Genomic DNA, 18,239 nt, shown 5'->3' on the forward strand with positions numbered 1-18,239 from the left:
GGTCATCGTCAGACGAAGAAGCCGAGCGGTTCGGGGTCGTGGTTGTCGAGCACGTTCTTCACCTCTTGATAGTTGCGGAGGGTCTGCTGGTCGGTCTCCCGGCCATACCCCGACTGCTTGTACCCGCCGAAACCCGCACCGGCCGGGTACTGGTGGTAGGTGTTCACCCAGACCCGGCCGGCACGGATGTCCTGGCTGGCCTTGAAGGTGATGTCGGTGTCGCGGCTCCAGACGCCTGATCCGAGCCCGTAGATGGTGTCGTTGGCGATCTGGATGGCGTCGTCGTAGTCCGCGAACGGGGCGACGGTGACGACGGGGCCGAAGATCTCCTCCTGGAAGACGCGCATGCTGTTCGAACCCTGGAACACGGTCGGTTCGATGAAGTAGCCGCCGGCCAGGTCGCCGCCGAGTTCGGCCCTGGCGCCGCCGGCAAGAACTCTGCAGCCCTCCTCGGGCCCGAGGGTGAGGTAGCCCGAGATCTTCTCGAGCTGGTCCGCGCTGTTCTGCGGCCCCATCTCCGTTTCGGTGTCCAGCGGGTCTCCGACCCTGATTCTCTTTACACGCGACACGGCGTCGTCGAGGAACCCGTTCGTCATGAGGTCTTCCTGTAGCAGCGCCCGGGAGGGGCAGGAGCAGATCTCGCCCTTGTTCAGCGCGAACATCGTGAAACCCTCGATGGCTTTGCGGTAGTAGTCGTCGTGTTCGCGGGCGACGTCGTCGAAGAACAGGTTCGGCGACTTTCCGCCGAGCTCCATTGTCGAGGGGATGATGTTCTTGATCGCGTACTGCATGATCTGCCGGCCCGTCGCAGTCGACCCGGTGAACGCGACCTTGCCGACGCCTTCGTGTTCGACGAGGTGCTGGCCGAGCTTCGAACCGCTGCCGTTCACCACATTGATCGTGCCCGGTGGCAGCAGGTCTTCGATGAGTTCCATGACATACAGGATCGAGATCGGTGTGGCGCTCGCGGGCTTCAAGACCACGGTGTTGCCGGCGGCAAGGGCGGGGGCGAGTTTCCAGGCCGCCATCAGGATGGGGAAGTTCCAGGGGATGATCTGGGCCACCACGCCGATCGGCTCGTAGAAGTGGTACGAGACGAGGTTGTTCGTGAGCTTCTTGATCGTTCCTTCCTGGGTGCGGATGGCGGCGGCGAAGTACCGGAAGTGGTCGATGGCCAGCGGGATGTCGGCGCCGAGGGTCTCCCGCACGGGTTTGCCGTTCTCCCACGACTCCATCACCGCGATGTCCTCGAGGTGCTGCTCGAGCCGGTCGGCGATCGCGTTCAGAACGGCGGCGCGTTCGGCTGTCGTTGTCACCGACCAGGTGCTGAAGGCACGCTGGGCCGACCAGACGGCGAGGTCGACATCGGCGATGCCCGAGTGGGCGTATTCCGCGATCGGCAGCCCGGTCGCAGGCGCGAGGTCCTCGGCGTACTCGCCGTTGATCGGTTTGACCCAGTCGCCGCCGATGAAGTTCTCGTACCGGCTCTTCAGCGGAACGAGGCTCCCGGCGGTGCCGGGCCGGGTGTACACGGTGCCGACCCTGCCGGGCGTCAGCACTGCTCGGCCGATTCCGACTTCTTCGAGTAATGTCATGGCTCTCTTCTTTCTCTGGGGTTCACGTCAGGTGGTGACGTACTGCTTCACAGCAACGGTGATGTCGCCGAGCGCCTTTTTGGCGTCGTCGAAGAGCATCCCGGTCTGCGGGAGGGAGAACAGTTCGTTCGGGATGCCGGCGTAGCCGGGGCTCATCGAGCGTTTGATGACGACTACGGACTTGGCGTGATCGACGTCGAGGATGGGCATGCCGGAGACGGCGTTTCCGGTGCGGCGGGCTGCCGGGTTGGTGACATCGTTCGCGCCGACGACGAGCGCGACGTCGCAGGTATCGAAGGCGGGGTTGGCCTCGTCGAGTTGCAGCATCTGGCTGTAGGGCACGTTGGCCTCGGCCAGCAGCACATTCATGTGCCCGGGCATCCGGCCGGCGACCGGGTGGATGGCGTACTTCACGTCGATGCCATGGTCGGTGAGCAGTTTCGCGAGCTCGGCCACCTCGTGCTGGGCTTGGGATGCTGCGAGCCCGTAGCCCGGCACGATGATCACGTGGCGGGCGTAGGCCAGCTGCAGCCCGACGTCGTCTGCCGTCACCTCTCGAACGTTCGAGGTAGCGGATGCGCCAGTGGTAGCAGCAGTGCTGTCGCCGGTTCCGAAGCCTCCGAGCATGATCGTGAGTACCGACCGGTTCATGGCCTTGGCCATCTGCAGGGTGAGGATCGTGCCCGCCGCACCGACCAGGGCGCCGGCGATGATCATCGCCTGGTTGTCGATCACGAAGCCGGCCATCGCGACAGCGAGCCCGGTCAACGCGTTCAGGAGCGAGACGACAACGGGAGCATCCGCCCCACCGATCGGCAGAACCATGAGAATGCCGAACAGGAGAGCCGCGACGAGCACGACGAGAAGGAGCGGCCACGACGTGGGCTGAAGGACTGTCAGCGCACCGGCGCTGACAACGATGACCACCACAATGACGTTCACGATCCGGGCGCCGGGGAATTGAATCGGCTGGCCGGGGATGAGGCCCTGCAGTTTTCCGGCCGCGATGAGGGAGCCGGAGAGACTCACCGACCCGATGACGATGTCGAGCACGACCGGAACGCTGACAGAGGGAGTGAGACCGCCCGTCAGGTCCCGGCTGAGGAAGTCGGCGAATGCCACCGCTGCTGCGGCCCCGCCGCCCACCGCGTTGAAGAGGCTGACAAGTTGAGGGATGTCAGTCATCTTCACCGACCGCGAGCGTATGACACCGAACGTGCCGCCGATAACGACACCCGCCACCAGGGCGACCCAGCCGAATGGGTTCGAGTTCGAGCTGACGATGGCGTACAGCAGAGTTCCGCCGACGGCCGTGACCATGCCACCGGCAGAGAGGAGGTTTCCGCGCCGTGCGGTTCGAGGGGTTCGCATCTGGTGCAGCCCGATAACGAAGAGCACAGCAGCGGCGAGAAAGAAGAGTCCGGTGAGGAATGCGAACGGCGTCATGACAACGTCCCGGGGGTGGTCGCCGGCTCTGCGGAGGCCGGTTTCGACGATCGTGTGGCGGGGGTGAACATCCGGAGCATCCGGTCGGTGACGACGTACCCGCCGAAGACGTTGGCTGAGGCGAACAGCGCAGCGACGAACGTGAGAATGTACCCGGCCGGAGTGTTCGCGGCCGCGCCGATGGCGATTGCCCCGGCGATCACGACACCGTGGATGGCGTTTGCGCCTGACATCATCGGCGTGTGGAGGGTCGAGGGGATCTTGCTGATCACCTCGAAGCCGACGAGCAGGCTGAGCACGAAGATGGCCAGGTTGCTGAACAGTGTCTCGGTCATGCGTTCACGCTCTCCTGCGGTTCATGGGCTTGGAGCCGTGGGTTGATGATGCTGCCGTTGTGACAGATCAGCACGGCGGCATGGATGTCGGTGCTGAGGTCGACCTTGACCTGGTTGTCGGTCACGAAGGAGTCGAGCAGGGCCTGGATGTTGCGGGCGTACATCGCCGATGCGGAGGTCGGCAGATCGGCAGCCAGATCGCCGGCACCGATCACGCTCACGCCGCCGGCGGTTGTTACCGTTTGTCGATCGACCGACCCGTGCACGTTGCCGCCGAGACTGCTCGCGGCCAGGTCGATGCACACGGAACCCGGCTTGAGAGCTGCCAGGGTCTCGGCCGATACCAGCAATGGTGGAGTTCGACCGGGTACTTTCGCCGTGGTGATGATGATGTCGAACGCCACGAGTTCCCCTGCCAATTCGGCCTGCTGTGCACTGCTCTCGTCTGCAGTGAGTGCCCTCGCGTAACCGCCGGCGGCAGTGCCTTCGGCGATGCTCGAGGTCAGGAAGCGTGCGCCCAGCGATTCCACCTCACCGCGGGAAGCGGGTCTGACGTCGTACCCGGTCACGACAGCGCCGAGTCGTCTGGCAGTTCCGATAGCCTGCAGCCCGGCCACTCCCGTGCCGATGACGATGACACTCGCGGGCCGTGCCGTGCCCGAGGCGGTGATCATCATCGGCAGGTACCTGCCGAAGTGATCGGCGGCCAGAAGGGACGCCTTGTAGCCGGCGGCGCTCGCCTGGGAACTGAGCGCATCCATCGACTGCGCACGGCTCAGCGTGCGGGGCAATAATTCGAATGCAGCCGCCGTGACACGTGCAGCAGCAAGCGCCGAGACCAGCCCGGGGTCGTTCAGGGGGTCGAGCAGACCGAGCAGCAGCTGGCCGGCGTGCAGCTGGGCGACGGTGGTCGCATCGGGCGCGTGAAGCACCGCGAGCACGTCGCATTGCCCGATGATCTCGGCACGGGTCGCGAGGATCGCCCCGGCCTGCCGGTAGGCGGCATCCGGAAAGCTCGCCTGCTCCCCCGCACCGGGCTCGACCAGAACGTCCCGGTCTGCGCTCTTCAGCCGTGCGACTGTATCCGGGTCAAGGGCGACTCGTCGCTCTCCGGCCGCTGTTTCTTCCAGGACGCCGATGGTGATGTTCTTCGTCATACCCCGAGAGTGCGCCCGTGCGCAGACCCGAACCAGTGCCGAAGGTCCCGTGGCAACACTCGCGCCCACGGCCCGCGGGACCTTCGGCACTGGTACCTGCGGGGCGAGTGCCGCGAGGCTGGTGACATCCCAGCCGCGTCATCAGAAGGGTTCCATTATGAAAGCCGCTGTCGTCACCCAGTTCGGTTCCCCGCTCGAGATCGAGGACCGTGTCGTTCCGGTACCCGGGGTGGGTGAGGTGCTGATCCGTATGGAGACGTGCGGGCTTTGCCACACCGACATCCATGCGGCTCACGGGGACTGGCCCGTGAAGCCGACCGTGCCGTTTATTCCGGGGCACGAGGGTGTCGGCATCGTCGAGGCGCTCGGCGCGAATGTGACGGGCAGGGTTGTCGGTGAGCGGGTCGCGATCCCGTGGCTTGGTTTCGCGTGTGGTGAGTGCCGTTACTGCATCGATGGTCGGGAGACGCTCTGTGAGCAGCAGCAGAACAGCGGTTATTCCGTGAACGGTGCCTTCGCCGAGTATGCCGTCGCCAGCGCCCGCTTCGTGATCCCGGTGCCCGACGGTATCAGCGCTCTGGATGCGGCTCCGCTGACGTGCGCCGGTGTCACGACCTACAAGGCGTTGAAGGTTGCCGGCATCATCCCCACGGAGACCGTCGCGATCTTCGGCATCGGGGGTCTCGGTCACCTGGCGGTGCAGTATGGACGCATCATGGGCGGCACGGTGATCGGTGTCGACATCGAAGACGAGAAGCTCGATCTTGCCCGGGAGCTCGGTGCGGAGTTCACGGTGAACGCTTCGACGGTCGATCCTGTGGCGGCGATCGCGGAGCTCGGCGGTGCGGATGTCGCGGTGGTGCTTGCCGCGTCCCCAAAGGTCTTCGAGCAGGCGTTCGCCTCGCTGAAGCGTGGTGGGCGCCTGATCTGCGTCGCGCTGCCCGCCGAGGGCACCATGAGTATCCCGATCTTCGAGACCGTGCTGAAGGGCATCTCGATCATCGGGTCGATCGTCGGGACCCGGCAGGATGTCGCGGAGGTGTTCGCTCTGCACCTGGCGGGCAAGACGCGGGTCATCGCCCAGACCCGCACGCTGGATCAGGTGAATGCGGCGATGGCTGAGGTGCTCTCGAGCACGGTGCCGGCACGTCTCGTCTTCCAGTTCTGAATTTTCAACAACCACCCAAGGAGAAACACCATGGTCATGACAACAGAGGACTTCGACCAGTGGTCACCGCAGGGCCCGGTCACCGAGCTCTCGGTCGAGCACTGCTGGAACCTGCTCGACGGGTCGACCTTCGGCCACCTCGGCGTCAGCGTCGACGACCAACCCGAGATCTTCCCCGTCAACTACGTCGCTGATGGGCGCACGATCGTCTTCAGGACAGCCCGGGGCACGAAGCTCCGCGAGCTCGTCGCGAACAGCGCGGTCGTGTTCGAGGTCGACGCGCAGCTCGAGAACGGTGCCTGGAGCGTGACGGTGAAGGGCGCGGCCGAGATGCTCGGGCCGGACACCCCTGTTCCCGCCGCGGCGGACGTGCTTCTGCCCCGCTGGGTTCCGACCGCAGAGTACCTCTACGTACGAATCACTCCCACCGACATCCGGGGCCGCCAGTTCGAGCGGCAGCTCCGCCTGATCGTGCCCCCACGCCCCCGTACCACCCGCGTCGTCGTCGGCCTCGACGGGTCGGAGGCCTCCCTCGATGCGCTCCGCCGGGCCGTTCTCGTCGCCGAGGGCATCGGCGCAACCGTGCAGACGGTTGTCGCCTGGCACACTCCGAGCTCCGTCGGTACCTTCGGGTACAGCGACTGGACGGCCGAAGCCGACGCCGAACAGATCCGTGACACGGCAACCGAGACGGTCTTCGGCGACGCCCCGCCCGACTGGCTCACCCCGACGGTGCGGGAGGGCTACCCCGCCCAGGTGCTCATCGACGAGAGCAGGGGCGCGGAGATGCTGATCGTCGGCAGTCGCGGCCACGGCGGGTTCGCGGGCCTCCTTCTCGGCTCCGTGAGCACCGCCTGCGCCGAGCACGCGCACTGCCCCGTGCTCATCATGCACGCCCCCGGCTCATGACCGCGCCCCGAGAACGATCAGTCGTCTGCCGGAGCGTTCGATTCCGGCGGAATGACGACCACCGGGCAGGTGGCGTGGGCCGCGCACTCGGTGCTCACCGAGCCGAGGAGGAGCCCGGCGAAGCCGCCGTGGCCGCGGGAGCCCAGAACGAGGAGCCGTGCGTGAGCCGACCGGGCGAGCAGTTCCGATGCGGGCTGTGAGAGTGCCGCCCGGTGGGTGACCACGACGGCGGGATGACTGGTGAGGAAGACTGCGGTCTCTGCGACGAGATCGCGCTGCACTCGCGCCGTGACCTCGTCGAAGGAGGGAACGGAGCCGAATTCCTCGCTGAATTGGCGGGGAATGCGGTCGATGCTCCAGGTGCGCACGATCTCGACCCCGCAGCCGAGATCCTCCGCTGCCCTCAGCGCCCACTGCAGAGCCCTGTCGGCATTCATCGATCCGTCGTGCCCGACGACGACCACGTCGCGTTCGCCAGGCTGCGGTTCGGCATCCGTTCTGCTGCCGTGACCCGTCGCCGCGCGGGGTGCGTGGAAGACGGCGACGGGGCAGTGGGCATGCTCCGCGCACTGGCTGCTGACCGACCCGAGCAGAAGGCCGGCGAAGCCGCCGAGACCCCGGCTGCCCACGACGAGGAGTTCGGCCGTCGCGCTCTCGCCGATCAGCACGCGTGCCGCCGATCCCTCGACGACCTGCTGCTCGTAGCCGTCCGGAGGGGTGTCGCCGAATACTTCCCGGATGGCAGCCGAGAGTCGGCCCTCGGCGTCTTCCCGCGGCGAGAACGTTCCGGGGAACGGGCTGTACGAGATCGGGTAGGCCCAGGTGATCAGCGCGCGGAGGGCCAGCCCCCGCCTCCCGGCCAGTTCGCCGGCGTAGCGGAGCGCCTCGACCGACGAGGGTGAGCCGTCGACACCGACGACGATGCGTGCGGGTCCTGGTGCGGGTGCGGATGCGGATGCGGGTGCGGATGCTGTTCCGGGTGCTGTGGTGTCCATGGCTCAAGCGTCCGCTGTCACCGCCTCGCCGGCCAGAGTCGAAGGTCCCGGAGCCCCCTGGCGGGTCGCAACTCCGTCCACCATCAGGTACGACGTGTCGAAGCGGTGCAGCTGCTGCTCGTCGTGGGTCACCAACACGGTCGCCGTGTTCTGCTCGATCGTCAGCCGGGTGATGAGGTTCAGGATGCTCGTTCCGCGCGCCTGGTCCAGGGAACTGGTGGGTTCGTCGATGACGAGCACGGTCGGGTCGTTCATGAGCGCGCGGGCGATGTTGACGCGTTGGCGCTCTCCTCCGGAGAGCATCGCCGGCATCCTGTCCGCCTGCCGTTCGACCCCGACGGCGGCCAGGAGATCCATCGCATGGGATCGGCCGTGTCTGCGCGATCCCGACCTCTGCCGTCCGGATCCCAGCCGCTCCATCACCAGCAGCTGCTCGAGCGAGGTCAGCGCAGGCAGCAGGTTCGACTGCTGGAAGACGATTCCGAGGTGATCCCGGCGGAGCGCCGCACGCTCGGCGGGTGAAAGCGCGGTCACTTCGACGTCATCGATGCGTACCGACCCGGAGTCTGGCCGGATGAGCGTGGAGATGACCGCCAGCAGGCTCGACTTGCCCGAGCCCGACGGGCCGGTGATGCCGACCACGCTCCCCCGGCTGATGGTGAGTGACACGCTGTCGACGGCGACGATCCGGCTGGCCCCGTCGGGGTAGGTCAGCGTGACGTTCTCGAGCGTGATCATCGGTTGCTTCCCAGCGCGGTGAGGGGGTCGGCTCGCGTCACCGAACGAAGAGCGAAAGCGGCGCCCAGCAGTCCGAGAGCGATCATCGCCACGGCCGGGACCAGGGTGGTGTACCAGGCGAGGATGAACGGCAGAACACTGCCGACGACGGCTCCGAAGCCGGCGGTGGCGCCGATGCCGACTCCCACCCCGACGACGAGCACGAGGGCCGCCTCGCCGAGCGAGTCGGTGACGAGCATCCGGTTGGAGGCACCCAGGGCCTTCAGGATGGCGACGTCGGGCTGTCGTTGCATGCCCCACACGGTGAAGAACGCACCCACGACGAGCGCCGAGATCCCGAACAGCATCGCGACCATGAGCAGCAGGGATCCGATCTCCGAGCGAAAGGCGGAGAGCGCCGTCAACGAGCCGAACGGGGTCTGGGAGGTGGTACCGGTCGCTGTGTCGGCCGACGAGAAACCGGCGTCTGTGCCGTCGACCGCGAGCACGGTGGAGAAGGCACCGGGGTTGCCGGAGGCGCCGGCGCTGGATTGCCAGTCGACCAGTGAGACCCAGGCGACGGCCGTGTGGGAGTACCAGGTGTCTGCTGTGACGGCGTCGACGACGTATCCGGCGCCTGCCAGAGTGACGGTGTCCCCCACCGCGGCGTGCAGGGTCGACGCAGCCGTCGCCGGCAGGGTGATGTGGCCGGTCTCTCTCGGCACAGCCGAGCCGAACGACGTGTCGGCGCCGAAGAGGGCGACCGCCACCTGCCGGGAACCCGAGTGGAGCCGGGTCTGGCTGATACCGACAGGATGCACGGAGCTGATACCGGGAGCCGCCGACCAGGTCGCCGCCTGTGCCGCGGTGATCGTCGAGTCCGAATAGCTCAGACTGCTGCCGTCGGCCGGAAGAGAGAAGACAATGCGATCTGCGGGCAGTGCCAGCACCGCCGAGATGTTCTGGTTGGCCAGCCCCGCGGTGAGGCCTGCGAGAAACCCGACGAGCAGGGTGATGAGGGCGACGACCGAGGCGATCAGGATGAATCGGCCCCGGGCGAACCTCAGGTCGCGGAGTGCGACATACATTCGAACAGGCCCTCCCTCATGACGGACGCCATGCCTCCAGCGAGGAGTGCGTGCATCAACGATGCTGCAGACCGGTTCGCTGCGGAGGGCCGAAGGTCCCGTGGAGATGACCTGCATCGAGGAGCGAGGCGCGGGAGGCGAGGCGCGGGAAGCGCGACCCGGGCCGCGGGATCCGGGCCGCGGGCTTCAGGGTATGAGCGAGAGGCGCCGCGCCGCGATCACGGCCTCGTACCGGCTGGCCGCGCCGAGCTTGCGCATGGCCGACGCGAGGTAGCTCTTCACCGTGCTCTCCCGCAGCCCGAGCTGGCCCGCGATGAGACCGTTCCGCTTTCCGAGGGCGACACCCGCCAGCACGTCGAGTTCGCGCGGGGAGAGTTCCGGACGGGTTCCGGATGCATCGCTCCCCACGACCGGCTCCGACCGCGTTCGCGCGCCGAGGTTCTGCCCGAGCGCATCGAGGCGGGTGGAGAGGGCACGGTCGTCCACGGTTCTGGAGAGGGAACGGAGTTCGGCGTAGAGTTCCCGCAGCTCGTCGCGCTCCTGCTGGCCAGGCGGGTCTGCAGCACGAGGCCACCCTCGGTCTCGAGAACGGCGAGGCGCCGTTCGACCTCGTCGTGCACGGAGTACTCGAATCCGAGCGCTGTCGCCAGGGCCAGCGAGGTGCGGATGACGGGGTCGCCGAGCTGCGTCGCGGTGCGGTGTGCGCCGTAGACGACGGCCCGGACCGACCCGTTCACCACCACGGGAACGGCGAGCAGGCAGACGATCTGCTCGGCGAGCACTTCGCGGTCGTAACGGTGCGTGATCGCCGGCGAACCCCGGTACTGGGTCGCCGTCACGGGGCGCCGCTCCGCGATGGCGCGGCCGCCGAGGCCCTCTGTGGGCTCGATGATCAGGCCGTTCAACGTGCTGCCGCGCGTGCCGACGAAGGCCGTCAGGGGCGCGCCGTCCTTCGTGACGAGGCCGCCGAAGGCGAGGGGGAACTCCGCCCGCAGCGTCAGCGACTTCAGCGTCTTCTGCAGGAGTTCGAGGTCGTGAGCGGCCGTGCCGATACTCATGCTGCTACCTCCTTTGGGCGGTAGTGGAGCACAGCGACGTGCTCGTAGCCTGCATCGTAGCAGCCGACACGTCGGTCTGCGGGCCCGGCGATCACCGAGATCAGCTGGTCATTTCAAGGGAGAGATGTCATGACGGTCGTCGACCAGTACGGGATGGATGTCACGGGCTCACCATTGGATCCGCCTGCGGCGGAGACTTTCGAGGCGGTCTCGGCGCGGGCAGCGGACGACCCCGAGGGGTTCTGGCTCGACGCCGCACAGGCCGTCGACTGGGACGTCTACCCCACCCGGGCACTCGACAGCTCCGGCGCGCCGCTGTACCGCTGGTTCCCGGATGCCCGCCTGAACACCTCGTACAACGCCCTCGATCGCCATGTGCTCGCCGGCCGCGGCGACACCACCGCCCTCATCTACGATTCGCCGGTCGTGGCGAAGTCGAAACGCTACTCGTACAGCGAGTTGCTCGACAAGGTCGCGCGCTGCGCGGGGATGCTCGCCGACGCGGGCGTCGTGGCCGGCGACCGGGTCGTCATCTACCTGCCGATGATCCCGCAGGCCGTCGTGGCCATGCTGGCATGTGCGCGGCTGGGGGCGGTGCACTCCGTCGTCTTCGGTGGGTTCGCGGCGAAGGAACTCGCCGCCCGTCTCGACGACGCCGGAGCGAAGGTCATCATCACGGCCTCGGGCGGAATCGAGCCGAGCCGGGTGGTCGAGTACCTGCCCACCATCGTCGAGGCCCTCGCGCTGAGCGCACACACCGTGCAGACCGTGATCGTCAAGGATCGACCCGAGGTGCCCGGCGCCGCCCGAGACTACTCCACACCCGGAGCCGTCTGGATCGACTGGCACGAGCGGATGCTCGGGGCAGAGCCCCACGCGCCGGTCTCCGTCGCCGCCACAGACCCGCTCTACATCCTCTACACGTCGGGGACCACGGGTTCGCCGAAGGGCGTCGTGCGGGACAACGGCGGCCACGCCGTCGCGATGACCTGGTCGATGAAGAACGTCTACGACGTGCATCCGGGTGAGGTGATGTGGACGGCCAGCGATGTCGGCTGGGTGGTCGGTCATTCCTACATCGTCTACGGCCCCCTGCTGGCCGGTGCCACAACGGTGCTCTACGAGGGCAAGCCGGTGGGAACCCCGGATGCTGGCGCGTTCTGGCGCGTGGTCTCCGACTACGGCGTCAAGACGCTGTTCACCTCGCCGACCGCACTCCGCGCCATCCGCAAGGCCGACCCGCACGCCCAGCTGGCGAAGGACTACGACCTGACGTGCCTGGATGCACTCTTCCTCGCCGGGGAGCGGCTCGACCCCGACACCTGGACCTGGGCGACCGCGCTGCTGTCCAAACCGGTCATCGACCACTGGTGGCAGACCGAGACCGGCTGGGCGATCTGCGCGAGCCCGCACGGCATCGAGCGACTCCCCCTGCGTGCCGGTTCGCCGTCGTTCCCCCTCCCCGGGTACAGCGTCGAGATCGTGGATGATGCCGGCGTCGAAGTCGGGATGCTGAAGGAGGGTCACATCGTGATCCGGCTGCCGCTGCCGCCCGGCACCCTCACCACGCTCTGGCAGGGCGACCAGCGCTACATCGACGGCTACCTCAGCACGTTCCCAGGCCACTACCTCACCGGCGATTCCGGCTACGTCGACCGTGAGGGCTACCTCTACGTGATGGGCCGGACCGACGACATCATCAACGTCGCGGGGCACCGCCTCTCGACGGGGTCGATGGAGCAGGTGCTGGCCGAGCATCCGGCGGTCGCGGAATGCGCCGTGATCGGTGTGCACGATCCCATCAAGGGGCAGAAACCGGCGGGCTTCGTCGTGCTGAAGAGCGGCTTCTCCATCGACGACGCCGTTCTCGCCATGGAGCTCGTCGCGATGGTGCGCGGCCAGATCGGAGCCGTCGCCGCGTTCAAAGACGTGACCGTCGTCACCGCCCTGCCCAAGACGCGCTCGGGCAAGATCCTCCGGAAGACCATGCGTCAGATCGTCAACGGCGAGACGTACGTGGTGCCGCCGACCATCGAGAACACCGAAGCCATCGCCATCATCGTCGATTCGATCCAGCAGAACCCAGCACAGCAGAACCCAGCACAGCAGAACCCAGCACAGCAGAACCCAACACGAAGGAGTGTCACATCATGACCATCACCGCTGAGAAACCTGTCCTCTCCCCCACCCCCCTGCCCGCCCTGCAGCCGGCTCCAGCCGGCCGCCCGGCGATCGCCGACCCGGCGGCGCTCGGCCTCGGCGCCTTCGCCCTCACCACCTTCCTGCTGAGTCTCGCCAACTCCGGACTGATGCCCGCCGCCGGTGCAGCGGTTCTCGGCATCGCCCTCTTCTATGGCGGTATCGCTCAGGTCGCGGCCGGGGTCTGGGAGTTCGCCAAGGGGAACACCTTCGGCGCCACCGCCTTCGTCTCGTACGGCGCGTTCTGGCTGGCCTTCTGGTGGCTCGAGACGAACCCCGACGTCGCGAAGGCATCGGGCGCTGTCGGTGTCGGCGCCTTCCTGCTGGCCTGGACGATCTTCAGCGCCTTCATGACGGTGGCCGCCGTCAAGACGAACGGTGTGCTCCTGGCCGTGTTCGTGGTTCTGACGCTGACCTTCGCCGCGCTCACCGTCGGGGAGTTCAGCGGGCAGACGGTCTTCACCCACCTCGGGGGCTGGCTCGGCCTGGTCACCGCCGCGCTCGCCTGGTACGGCGCGTTCTCGGTCGTCATCAACGCCACCTGGAAGCGCACTGTGCTCCCCGTGTGGCCGAGCAAGTAGGGCGGCGACACGGTGTCGACCATCGTCACTCCAGTGCAGCATCCGGCAGCATTCGAGAACCTCTCCCGGGAGGATCGCCGGTTCGCGCCCTCTGAGGCGTTCGCCCGCGCGGCCAACGTCGGTGAGGGGGTCTATGCAGAAGCCTCCGCTGACACGGTCGCGTTCTGGGCTACGCAGGCCGAACGCCTGACCTGGGCGGAGCCGTTCACCGAGGCCCTGGACTGGACGGGCGCACCGTTCGCGAAGTGGTTCGTCGGCGGGAAGCTCAACGTCGCCGTGAACTGCCTCGACCGGCACGTCGCCGCCGGGCTCGGGGAGCGGGTCGCCTACTACTTCGAGGGCGAACCGGGCGACAGCCGCAGCATCACCTACCGCCAGCTCACCTCCGCGGTCTGCCAGGCCGCGAACGTGCTGACGGGGCTCGGCGTGAGACCCGGCGACAGGGTGGCGATCTACATGCCGATGATTCCGGAGACGGTCATCGCCATGCTCGCCTGCGCTCGCATCGGTGCCGTGCACACGGTGGTGTTCGGCGGATTCAGCGCGGATGCCCTCAAGACCCGCATCCTCGACTGCGACGCCACCGTGGTGATCACGGCCGACGGCGGCTACCGCAAGGGGTCGGTGTCGCCGATGAAGCCGACCGTCGACGCGGCGCTCGAGAGCTGCCCCGACGTGCGGGCGGTGCTGGTCGTCAACCGGGCGGGGAACGCGGTCGGCTGGTCGCCCGGCCGGGACGTCTGGTGGCACGAGAGTGTCGACGTGGCGAGCCCCGAGCACGTCGCCCAGGCGTTCGACTCCGAGCATCCGCTCTACGTCATGTACACCTCGGGCACGACCGGCAACCCGAAGGGGATCCTGCACACCTCGGGCGGCTACCTCACCGGGTGCTCGTACACCCAGTGGGAGGTCTTCGACCTGAAGCCCGAGACGGATGTCTCCTGGACCGCCGCGGACATCGGCTGGGTGACCGGCCACAGCTACATCGTCTACGGGCCGCTCTCGAACGCCACCACGTCGGTGCTCTACGAAGGCACACCCGACTCCCCGCACCAGGGCCGCTGGTGGGAGATCGTCGACAAGTACCGCGTGACGACGCTGTACTGCGCCCCGACCGCGATCCGCACCTTCATGAAGTGGGGGCACGAGACGCTCGAGGGCTACTCGCTCGAGAGTCTCCGCCTGATCGGATCGGTCGGCGAACCCATCAACCCCGAGGCGTACATGTGGTACCGCGAACATGTCGGCCACAACAGGGTGCCGGTCGTCGACACGTGGTGGCAGACCGAGACAGGCTCGATCATGATCAGCCCGCTGCCGGGCGTCACCCACGGCAAACCGGGTGCGGCGATGAGGGCTCTGCCCGGGATCGTGGCGGATGTCGTCGACGACGACGGTGCCTCGGTGCCGAACGGAACGGGCGGCTACCTGGTGATCACCGAGCCCTGGCCCTCGATGCTCCGAACGATCTGGGGCGACGACGAACGCTACGTCGACACCTACTGGTCGCAGTTCCCCGGGAAGTACTTCGCTGGCGACGGCGCAAAACGCGACGACGATGGGGACATCTGGCTGCTCGGCCGGGTCGACGACGTGATGAACGTCTCCGGTCACCGCCTGTCGACCACCGAGATCGAATCGGCGCTCGTGTCAAACCCGAAAGTGGCTGAGGCGGCCGTCGTCGGGGCCTCGGATGCCATGACCGGCCAGGCCGTCGTGGCCTTCGTGATCCTGCGGAGCGAAGCCGGTGACGGCGGACCCCACGTCGTGCACGAGCTGCGGATGCACGTGGCCGACCAGATCGGCAAAATCGCCCAGCCGCGCCAGATCATGATCGTGGCCGAACTGCCCAAGACCCGCTCGGGAAAGATCATGCGCCGCCTGCTCAGGGACGTCGCAGAGAACCGGCCGGTCGGTGACGTCACCACCCTTGCGGACACCTCCGTGATGACGACGATCGCCGCCGGGATACCGACAGGAATGCACGATGACTGACAACACCGTTGCGCCGCGGCCGGCAGAGGCCCTGGCGTTCCCCGGCACGCCCCGGCGCATCCTCCTGATGGGGCCGCCGGGCGTCGGCAAGGGCACGCAGGCGCGCCTCCTCGCCGCACGACTGGGGGTGCCGGCCATCTCCACCGGGGACGTCCTCCGCCGGAACGTCGAAGAACAGACGCCGCTCGGGCTCCAGGTGGCGGCACTGATCGAGTCGGGCACATACGTGCCCGACGAGACGGTCGACAGGGTGGTCGCCGACCGCCTCGCAGAACCCGACGCCCGTGACGGCTTCATTCTCGACGGCTATCCGCGCACCGTGGCCCAGGCGCATGCGCTAGACGCCTCGCTGGCGGTGCGCGGCCTGGTCGTGGAGGCCGTGCTGCTGCTGAGCGTCGGCGAATCCCAGATCAGGGAGAGGCTCGGCGCGCGTGCGGTGATCGAGGGCCGCCCGGACGACACGCCGGAGGTGATCGCCACCCGGTTGGCCCACTACGCGCGCCAGACGGCGCCGCTCGCGGCCGTCTACGACCGGCAGGGGCTCCTCCGGCGCATCTTCGGCGAAGGCACGACGGCAGAGGTCTGCGGTCGCATCAGCCGGAACCTTGGCCACACTCCGCACGACGACTGGTCTGGCGTCTAGCCGGCGTTGCCCGTCAGGGTGTGTTCCCGATCACTGTGTGTTCCCGGTCACGGCGTGCACACCGTGACAGTGTGCATCCGGTCACGGCGTGCACACCGTGACGAGGGCGCGTGCGCTCTGCTCCGCGCTCCGGGCGGCGTCGACGACGACCTGGTTGCCGGCGCTCGGGTCGCTCGTGTAGGCCTTCAGTTTCGTCACCGCGTCCCGGAGGTCGGCGTCAGCGGCTTTCGCCGCGGCGACGACAGTCGGGTTCGTCGCCTGGTTCAGACCCTGCTCGAGATCGGTCGCATACGTGTTGATGGCGCCGAGCGTCTTGGCGACGTTGCCGTCGGCCTGCCGCAGCTTGTTGAGGAGGTCGGCCCGGGCCGTGGCCTTGTCGAGGATCGCGCACGCCTGGGCGGTCGTCTGGGGTCCCGTGCTGCCGTCGTCGACGATGGTGGCGCAGGAATCCGCGAGTTCCACGAGAGCGAACTGGATCTGGTACTGGCCCTCGAAGATGTTGTCGGTGCCGATGCTCGGGTCGGCGGTGTAACGGTTCAGAGCGGTGGTCTCCGCATCCAGAGCCTCCATGATGCTCGAGACCTCCATGCTGATGCTTCCACTGGCCAAGGCGTCGAGGCTGGCGTTTAATGCAGACGACGCGTTCGACACCGTCTCCTTCGACTTCTGGATGTCGGTGGTCGGGTCGTTCAGCACCGTCTCGAATCCGCTCTGGTCGAGGCCCGAGATGACCGCGCCGACCGTGTTGCACGACGCGGTCGCGGCGAGCTGGTCGGGGGTGAGTGCGGCGGGCCCCGGCCCCGGATCTGCCGAAGGCGACCCGGAGGTGGGCAGTGCTGCCGGAGGAGTGGCGATCGGGGCGAACACTCCGTGGGCGGCCACGAGGGGAGCGATGACGCCGGCCGCCGAGATGGTGGCGACGACGGAGCCGACGATGACGACGGCCAGCGCAGCGATGAGCAGCACTCTCCACGGGCGTCGACTCCACAGGGGGCGACGCGCGCGCCCGTCGCGGTGCGGGTCCTCCTCCGGTGTGGACAGTGGCATGTCTCCCCCATTTCCCGGTCGGAACGCTCTGCCGCCCCGACGCCTCCCCAGCCTACGGTCGCTCGGGGGCCGGACTCACCGCGCCGCTCTCCGTACCTCTGCCGGTTCCGCCGCATCGGCGGAGGAGGGCAGCCGGTACCAGCGAGTCAGTGGCAGCACGAAGACGGCGACGACGAGAAGGCCGAGCACGACCGTTCGGAGGATGCTCCGTTCCGTCGTGAGCCCCATCAGGGCGTACGACGGAAGGTAGACCAGCAGAACAGCGGCGATGCTCAGCCAGGGCACTACGGTGAGCGCCAGGGAGATGTCGAAGATCCCGGCGCCGATGACCAGTCCGACGTCGTAGTAGTTCTTCGTGGCCGGATCCAGCAGCATCCGAACGGCGAACACGATCAAGAAGGCCCCGGCCCACCGCTTCTTCCAGACGGCGACCGCAGCCAGAGCGAACGCCCCGCCGAGCTGCACGTAACGATCCCAGCCCGGCGTACTGTCGCCCGGAGTGCCGAACAGGCGGAGGGTCGACGCGGGGTCGATGGGGATCGCGAAGCGGAGCGCCGTGAGGGTCTGCGGGTCGCCCAGGATGAACGGTGCCCAGGCCGCGGCGACGACGACGCCCCAGACCAGGGCGACGGGCAGCCACCGTCGGCGCGGAGCGAGCAGGAGGAGCGCAGCGAGGGGAACGGCCCACGGCTTGCAATCCACGGCCAGGGCGAACAGCACGGCAGCCGCAATCGGGTGCCCGGTGCGCAGAAGGCGCAGTCCGATCAGTGCCGCCAACAGGGCCAGCGCATCGTCGAGATGGCCCCAGTGCACCGCCACCTCCGCCCACACCGGCAGGATCACCAGGCTCGCGAGGAACCACCGACGGTTGCGTTCCGGCGCATGCCTGCTGGCCCCGGTGAGCGTACGGATCTCCCGGAGGGCGAGCAGCCCGATGCCCGTCATCGCGATCAGGGCGAGGATCTCTCCCGGCTGCTCCGGGAGCAGCAGGCTGAACGGTGCCGCTGCGACGAAGGCGAGCGGCCCCATCTGCAACTCGGGATGGAGGGCGTAGAGGCTCAGCGGATGACCGCTGACGAGGGCGCGAGCGCCGGCGCGGAGGAAGTGCCACGACCAGCCGTGCTCGAGCACATGCGCACCCGCCCAGAGTGCCGCCCAGAGGATGAGCGCGGGCCAGGGCCGGCGGATCATCCGTTCGGCGAGCCCGGCGAGGGTGCGCCAGACAACGGAGCGCCCGGCACGACTCCGCGCAGATCCGGTACCTGCAACGGGTGGGTGCATCGCCTGCTCCTCGTCTGGCCGAACA

17 protein-coding genes are annotated in these 18,239 nt (G+C 67.8%); 6 read left to right on the plus strand and 11 right to left on the minus strand.

All coding sequences use genetic code 11. The features are described from left to right. Positions 1-8: 8 nt before the first annotated feature. Genes B7R21_RS09065 through B7R21_RS09080 form a run of 4 tightly spaced genes read right to left on the minus strand, consistent with a single transcriptional unit; the run spans position 9 to position 4,533 of the window. Positions 9-1,595, minus strand: coding sequence for an aldehyde dehydrogenase family protein (locus tag B7R21_RS09065; protein ID WP_116282925.1), 1,587 nt, complete (start codon positions 1,593-1,595; stop codon positions 9-11). Positions 1,596-1,622: 27 nt separating this feature from the next. Then, positions 1,623-3,041, minus strand: a complete 1,419-nt coding sequence (locus tag B7R21_RS09070; RefSeq protein WP_116282926.1) for an NAD(P)(+) transhydrogenase (Re/Si-specific) subunit beta — start codon at positions 3,039-3,041, stop codon at positions 1,623-1,625. Continuing rightward, on the minus strand, positions 3,038-3,376 hold the full coding sequence (locus tag B7R21_RS09075) for an NAD(P) transhydrogenase subunit alpha (RefSeq protein ID WP_116282927.1): 339 nt from the start codon (positions 3,374-3,376) through the stop codon (positions 3,038-3,040). The genes B7R21_RS09070 and B7R21_RS09075 overlap by 4 nt, the downstream gene beginning before the upstream one ends. Beyond that, positions 3,373-4,533 carry an NAD(P) transhydrogenase subunit alpha gene (locus B7R21_RS09080; protein ID WP_116282928.1) on the minus strand — a complete coding sequence of 387 codons (1,161 nt, stop codon included), beginning with the start codon at positions 4,531-4,533 and terminating at the stop codon, positions 3,373-3,375. The genes B7R21_RS09075 and B7R21_RS09080 overlap by 4 nt, the downstream gene beginning before the upstream one ends. Positions 4,534-4,690: 157 nt before the next feature. Here B7R21_RS09080 and B7R21_RS09085 point away from each other — a divergent pair, with 157 nt between their 5' ends. Both B7R21_RS09085 and B7R21_RS20955 read left to right on the plus strand, forming a co-directional pair. Beyond that, positions 4,691-5,701, plus strand: a complete 1,011-nt coding sequence (locus tag B7R21_RS09085; protein ID WP_116282929.1) for a zinc-dependent alcohol dehydrogenase — start codon at positions 4,691-4,693, stop codon at positions 5,699-5,701. A 30-nt stretch (positions 5,702-5,731) separates the two neighbouring features. Then, positions 5,732-6,610, plus strand: a complete 879-nt coding sequence (locus B7R21_RS20955) for a pyridoxamine 5'-phosphate oxidase family protein (protein ID WP_116282930.1) — start codon at positions 5,732-5,734, stop codon at positions 6,608-6,610. A 17-nt stretch (positions 6,611-6,627) separates the two neighbouring features. On the opposite strand, the gene B7R21_RS09095 is transcribed toward B7R21_RS20955, so the two are convergent. The 5 genes from B7R21_RS09095 to B7R21_RS20075 all read right to left on the minus strand — a co-directional run bounded on the left by B7R21_RS09095 (position 6,628) and on the right by B7R21_RS20075 (position 10,468). Then, entirely contained in the window at positions 6,628-7,605 is a 978-nt protein-coding gene (locus B7R21_RS09095) for a universal stress protein (protein ID WP_116282931.1), read from the minus strand. 3 nt (positions 7,606-7,608) lie between these two features. Beyond that, the gene (locus B7R21_RS09100) at positions 7,609-8,343 is read right to left on the minus strand and encodes an ABC transporter ATP-binding protein (RefSeq protein ID WP_116282932.1); all 735 of its coding nucleotides are present in this window, start codon (positions 8,341-8,343) and stop codon (positions 7,609-7,611) included. Continuing rightward, positions 8,340-9,410: an FtsX-like permease family protein gene (locus tag B7R21_RS09105; protein WP_116282933.1), complete on the minus strand. Its 1,071-nt coding sequence runs from the start codon at positions 9,408-9,410 to the stop codon at positions 8,340-8,342. The genes B7R21_RS09100 and B7R21_RS09105 overlap by 4 nt, the downstream gene beginning before the upstream one ends. Positions 9,411-9,596: 186 nt before the next feature. Then, the gene (locus tag B7R21_RS20070; protein ID WP_172592112.1) at positions 9,597-9,764 is read right to left on the minus strand and encodes a response regulator transcription factor; all 168 of its coding nucleotides are present in this window, start codon (positions 9,762-9,764) and stop codon (positions 9,597-9,599) included. Beyond that, a complete protein-coding gene (locus B7R21_RS20075; protein ID WP_172592113.1) occupies positions 9,689-10,468 on the minus strand; it encodes a GAF domain-containing protein in 780 nt (259 codons plus the stop codon). Before B7R21_RS20075 ends, B7R21_RS20070 begins: the two co-directional genes overlap by 76 nt. A gap of 153 nt (positions 10,469-10,621) precedes the next feature. On the opposite strand from B7R21_RS20075, the gene B7R21_RS09120 reads away from it, so the two are divergent. Genes B7R21_RS09120 through B7R21_RS09135 form a run of 4 tightly spaced genes read left to right on the plus strand, consistent with a single transcriptional unit; the run spans position 10,622 to position 15,886 of the window. Then, positions 10,622-12,622, plus strand: coding sequence for an AMP-binding protein (locus B7R21_RS09120; RefSeq protein WP_116283015.1), 2,001 nt, complete (start codon positions 10,622-10,624; stop codon positions 12,620-12,622). Beyond that, on the plus strand, positions 12,619-13,248 hold the full coding sequence (locus B7R21_RS09125) for an acetate uptake transporter (RefSeq protein WP_116282936.1): 630 nt from the start codon (positions 12,619-12,621) through the stop codon (positions 13,246-13,248). The genes B7R21_RS09120 and B7R21_RS09125 overlap by 4 nt, the downstream gene beginning before the upstream one ends. A 12-nt stretch (positions 13,249-13,260) precedes the next feature. Continuing rightward, entirely contained in the window at positions 13,261-15,243 is a 1,983-nt protein-coding gene (gene acs / locus B7R21_RS09130; protein WP_216364188.1) for an acetate--CoA ligase, read from the plus strand. Further along, positions 15,236-15,886 (plus strand): adenylate kinase, encoded by a 651-nt coding sequence (locus tag B7R21_RS09135; RefSeq protein ID WP_116282937.1) that lies wholly within the window; start codon positions 15,236-15,238, stop codon positions 15,884-15,886. The genes acs and B7R21_RS09135 overlap by 8 nt, the downstream gene beginning before the upstream one ends. 81 nt (positions 15,887-15,967) lie before the next feature. On the opposite strand, the gene B7R21_RS09140 is transcribed toward B7R21_RS09135, so the two are convergent. Both B7R21_RS09140 and B7R21_RS09145 read right to left on the minus strand, forming a co-directional pair. After that, positions 15,968-16,933: a hypothetical protein gene (locus B7R21_RS09140; protein ID WP_147305855.1), complete on the minus strand. Its 966-nt coding sequence runs from the start codon at positions 16,931-16,933 to the stop codon at positions 15,968-15,970. Between the two features lie 75 nt (positions 16,934-17,008). Next, entirely contained in the window at positions 17,009-18,214 is a 1,206-nt protein-coding gene (locus tag B7R21_RS09145; protein ID WP_147305856.1) for a hypothetical protein, read from the minus strand. Between the last annotated feature and the right edge of the window lie 25 nt (positions 18,215-18,239).

The sequence above is a fragment of the Subtercola boreus genome, assembly GCF_003399625.1.
GTDB lineage: Bacteria > Actinomycetota > Actinomycetes > Actinomycetales > Microbacteriaceae > Subtercola > Subtercola boreus_C.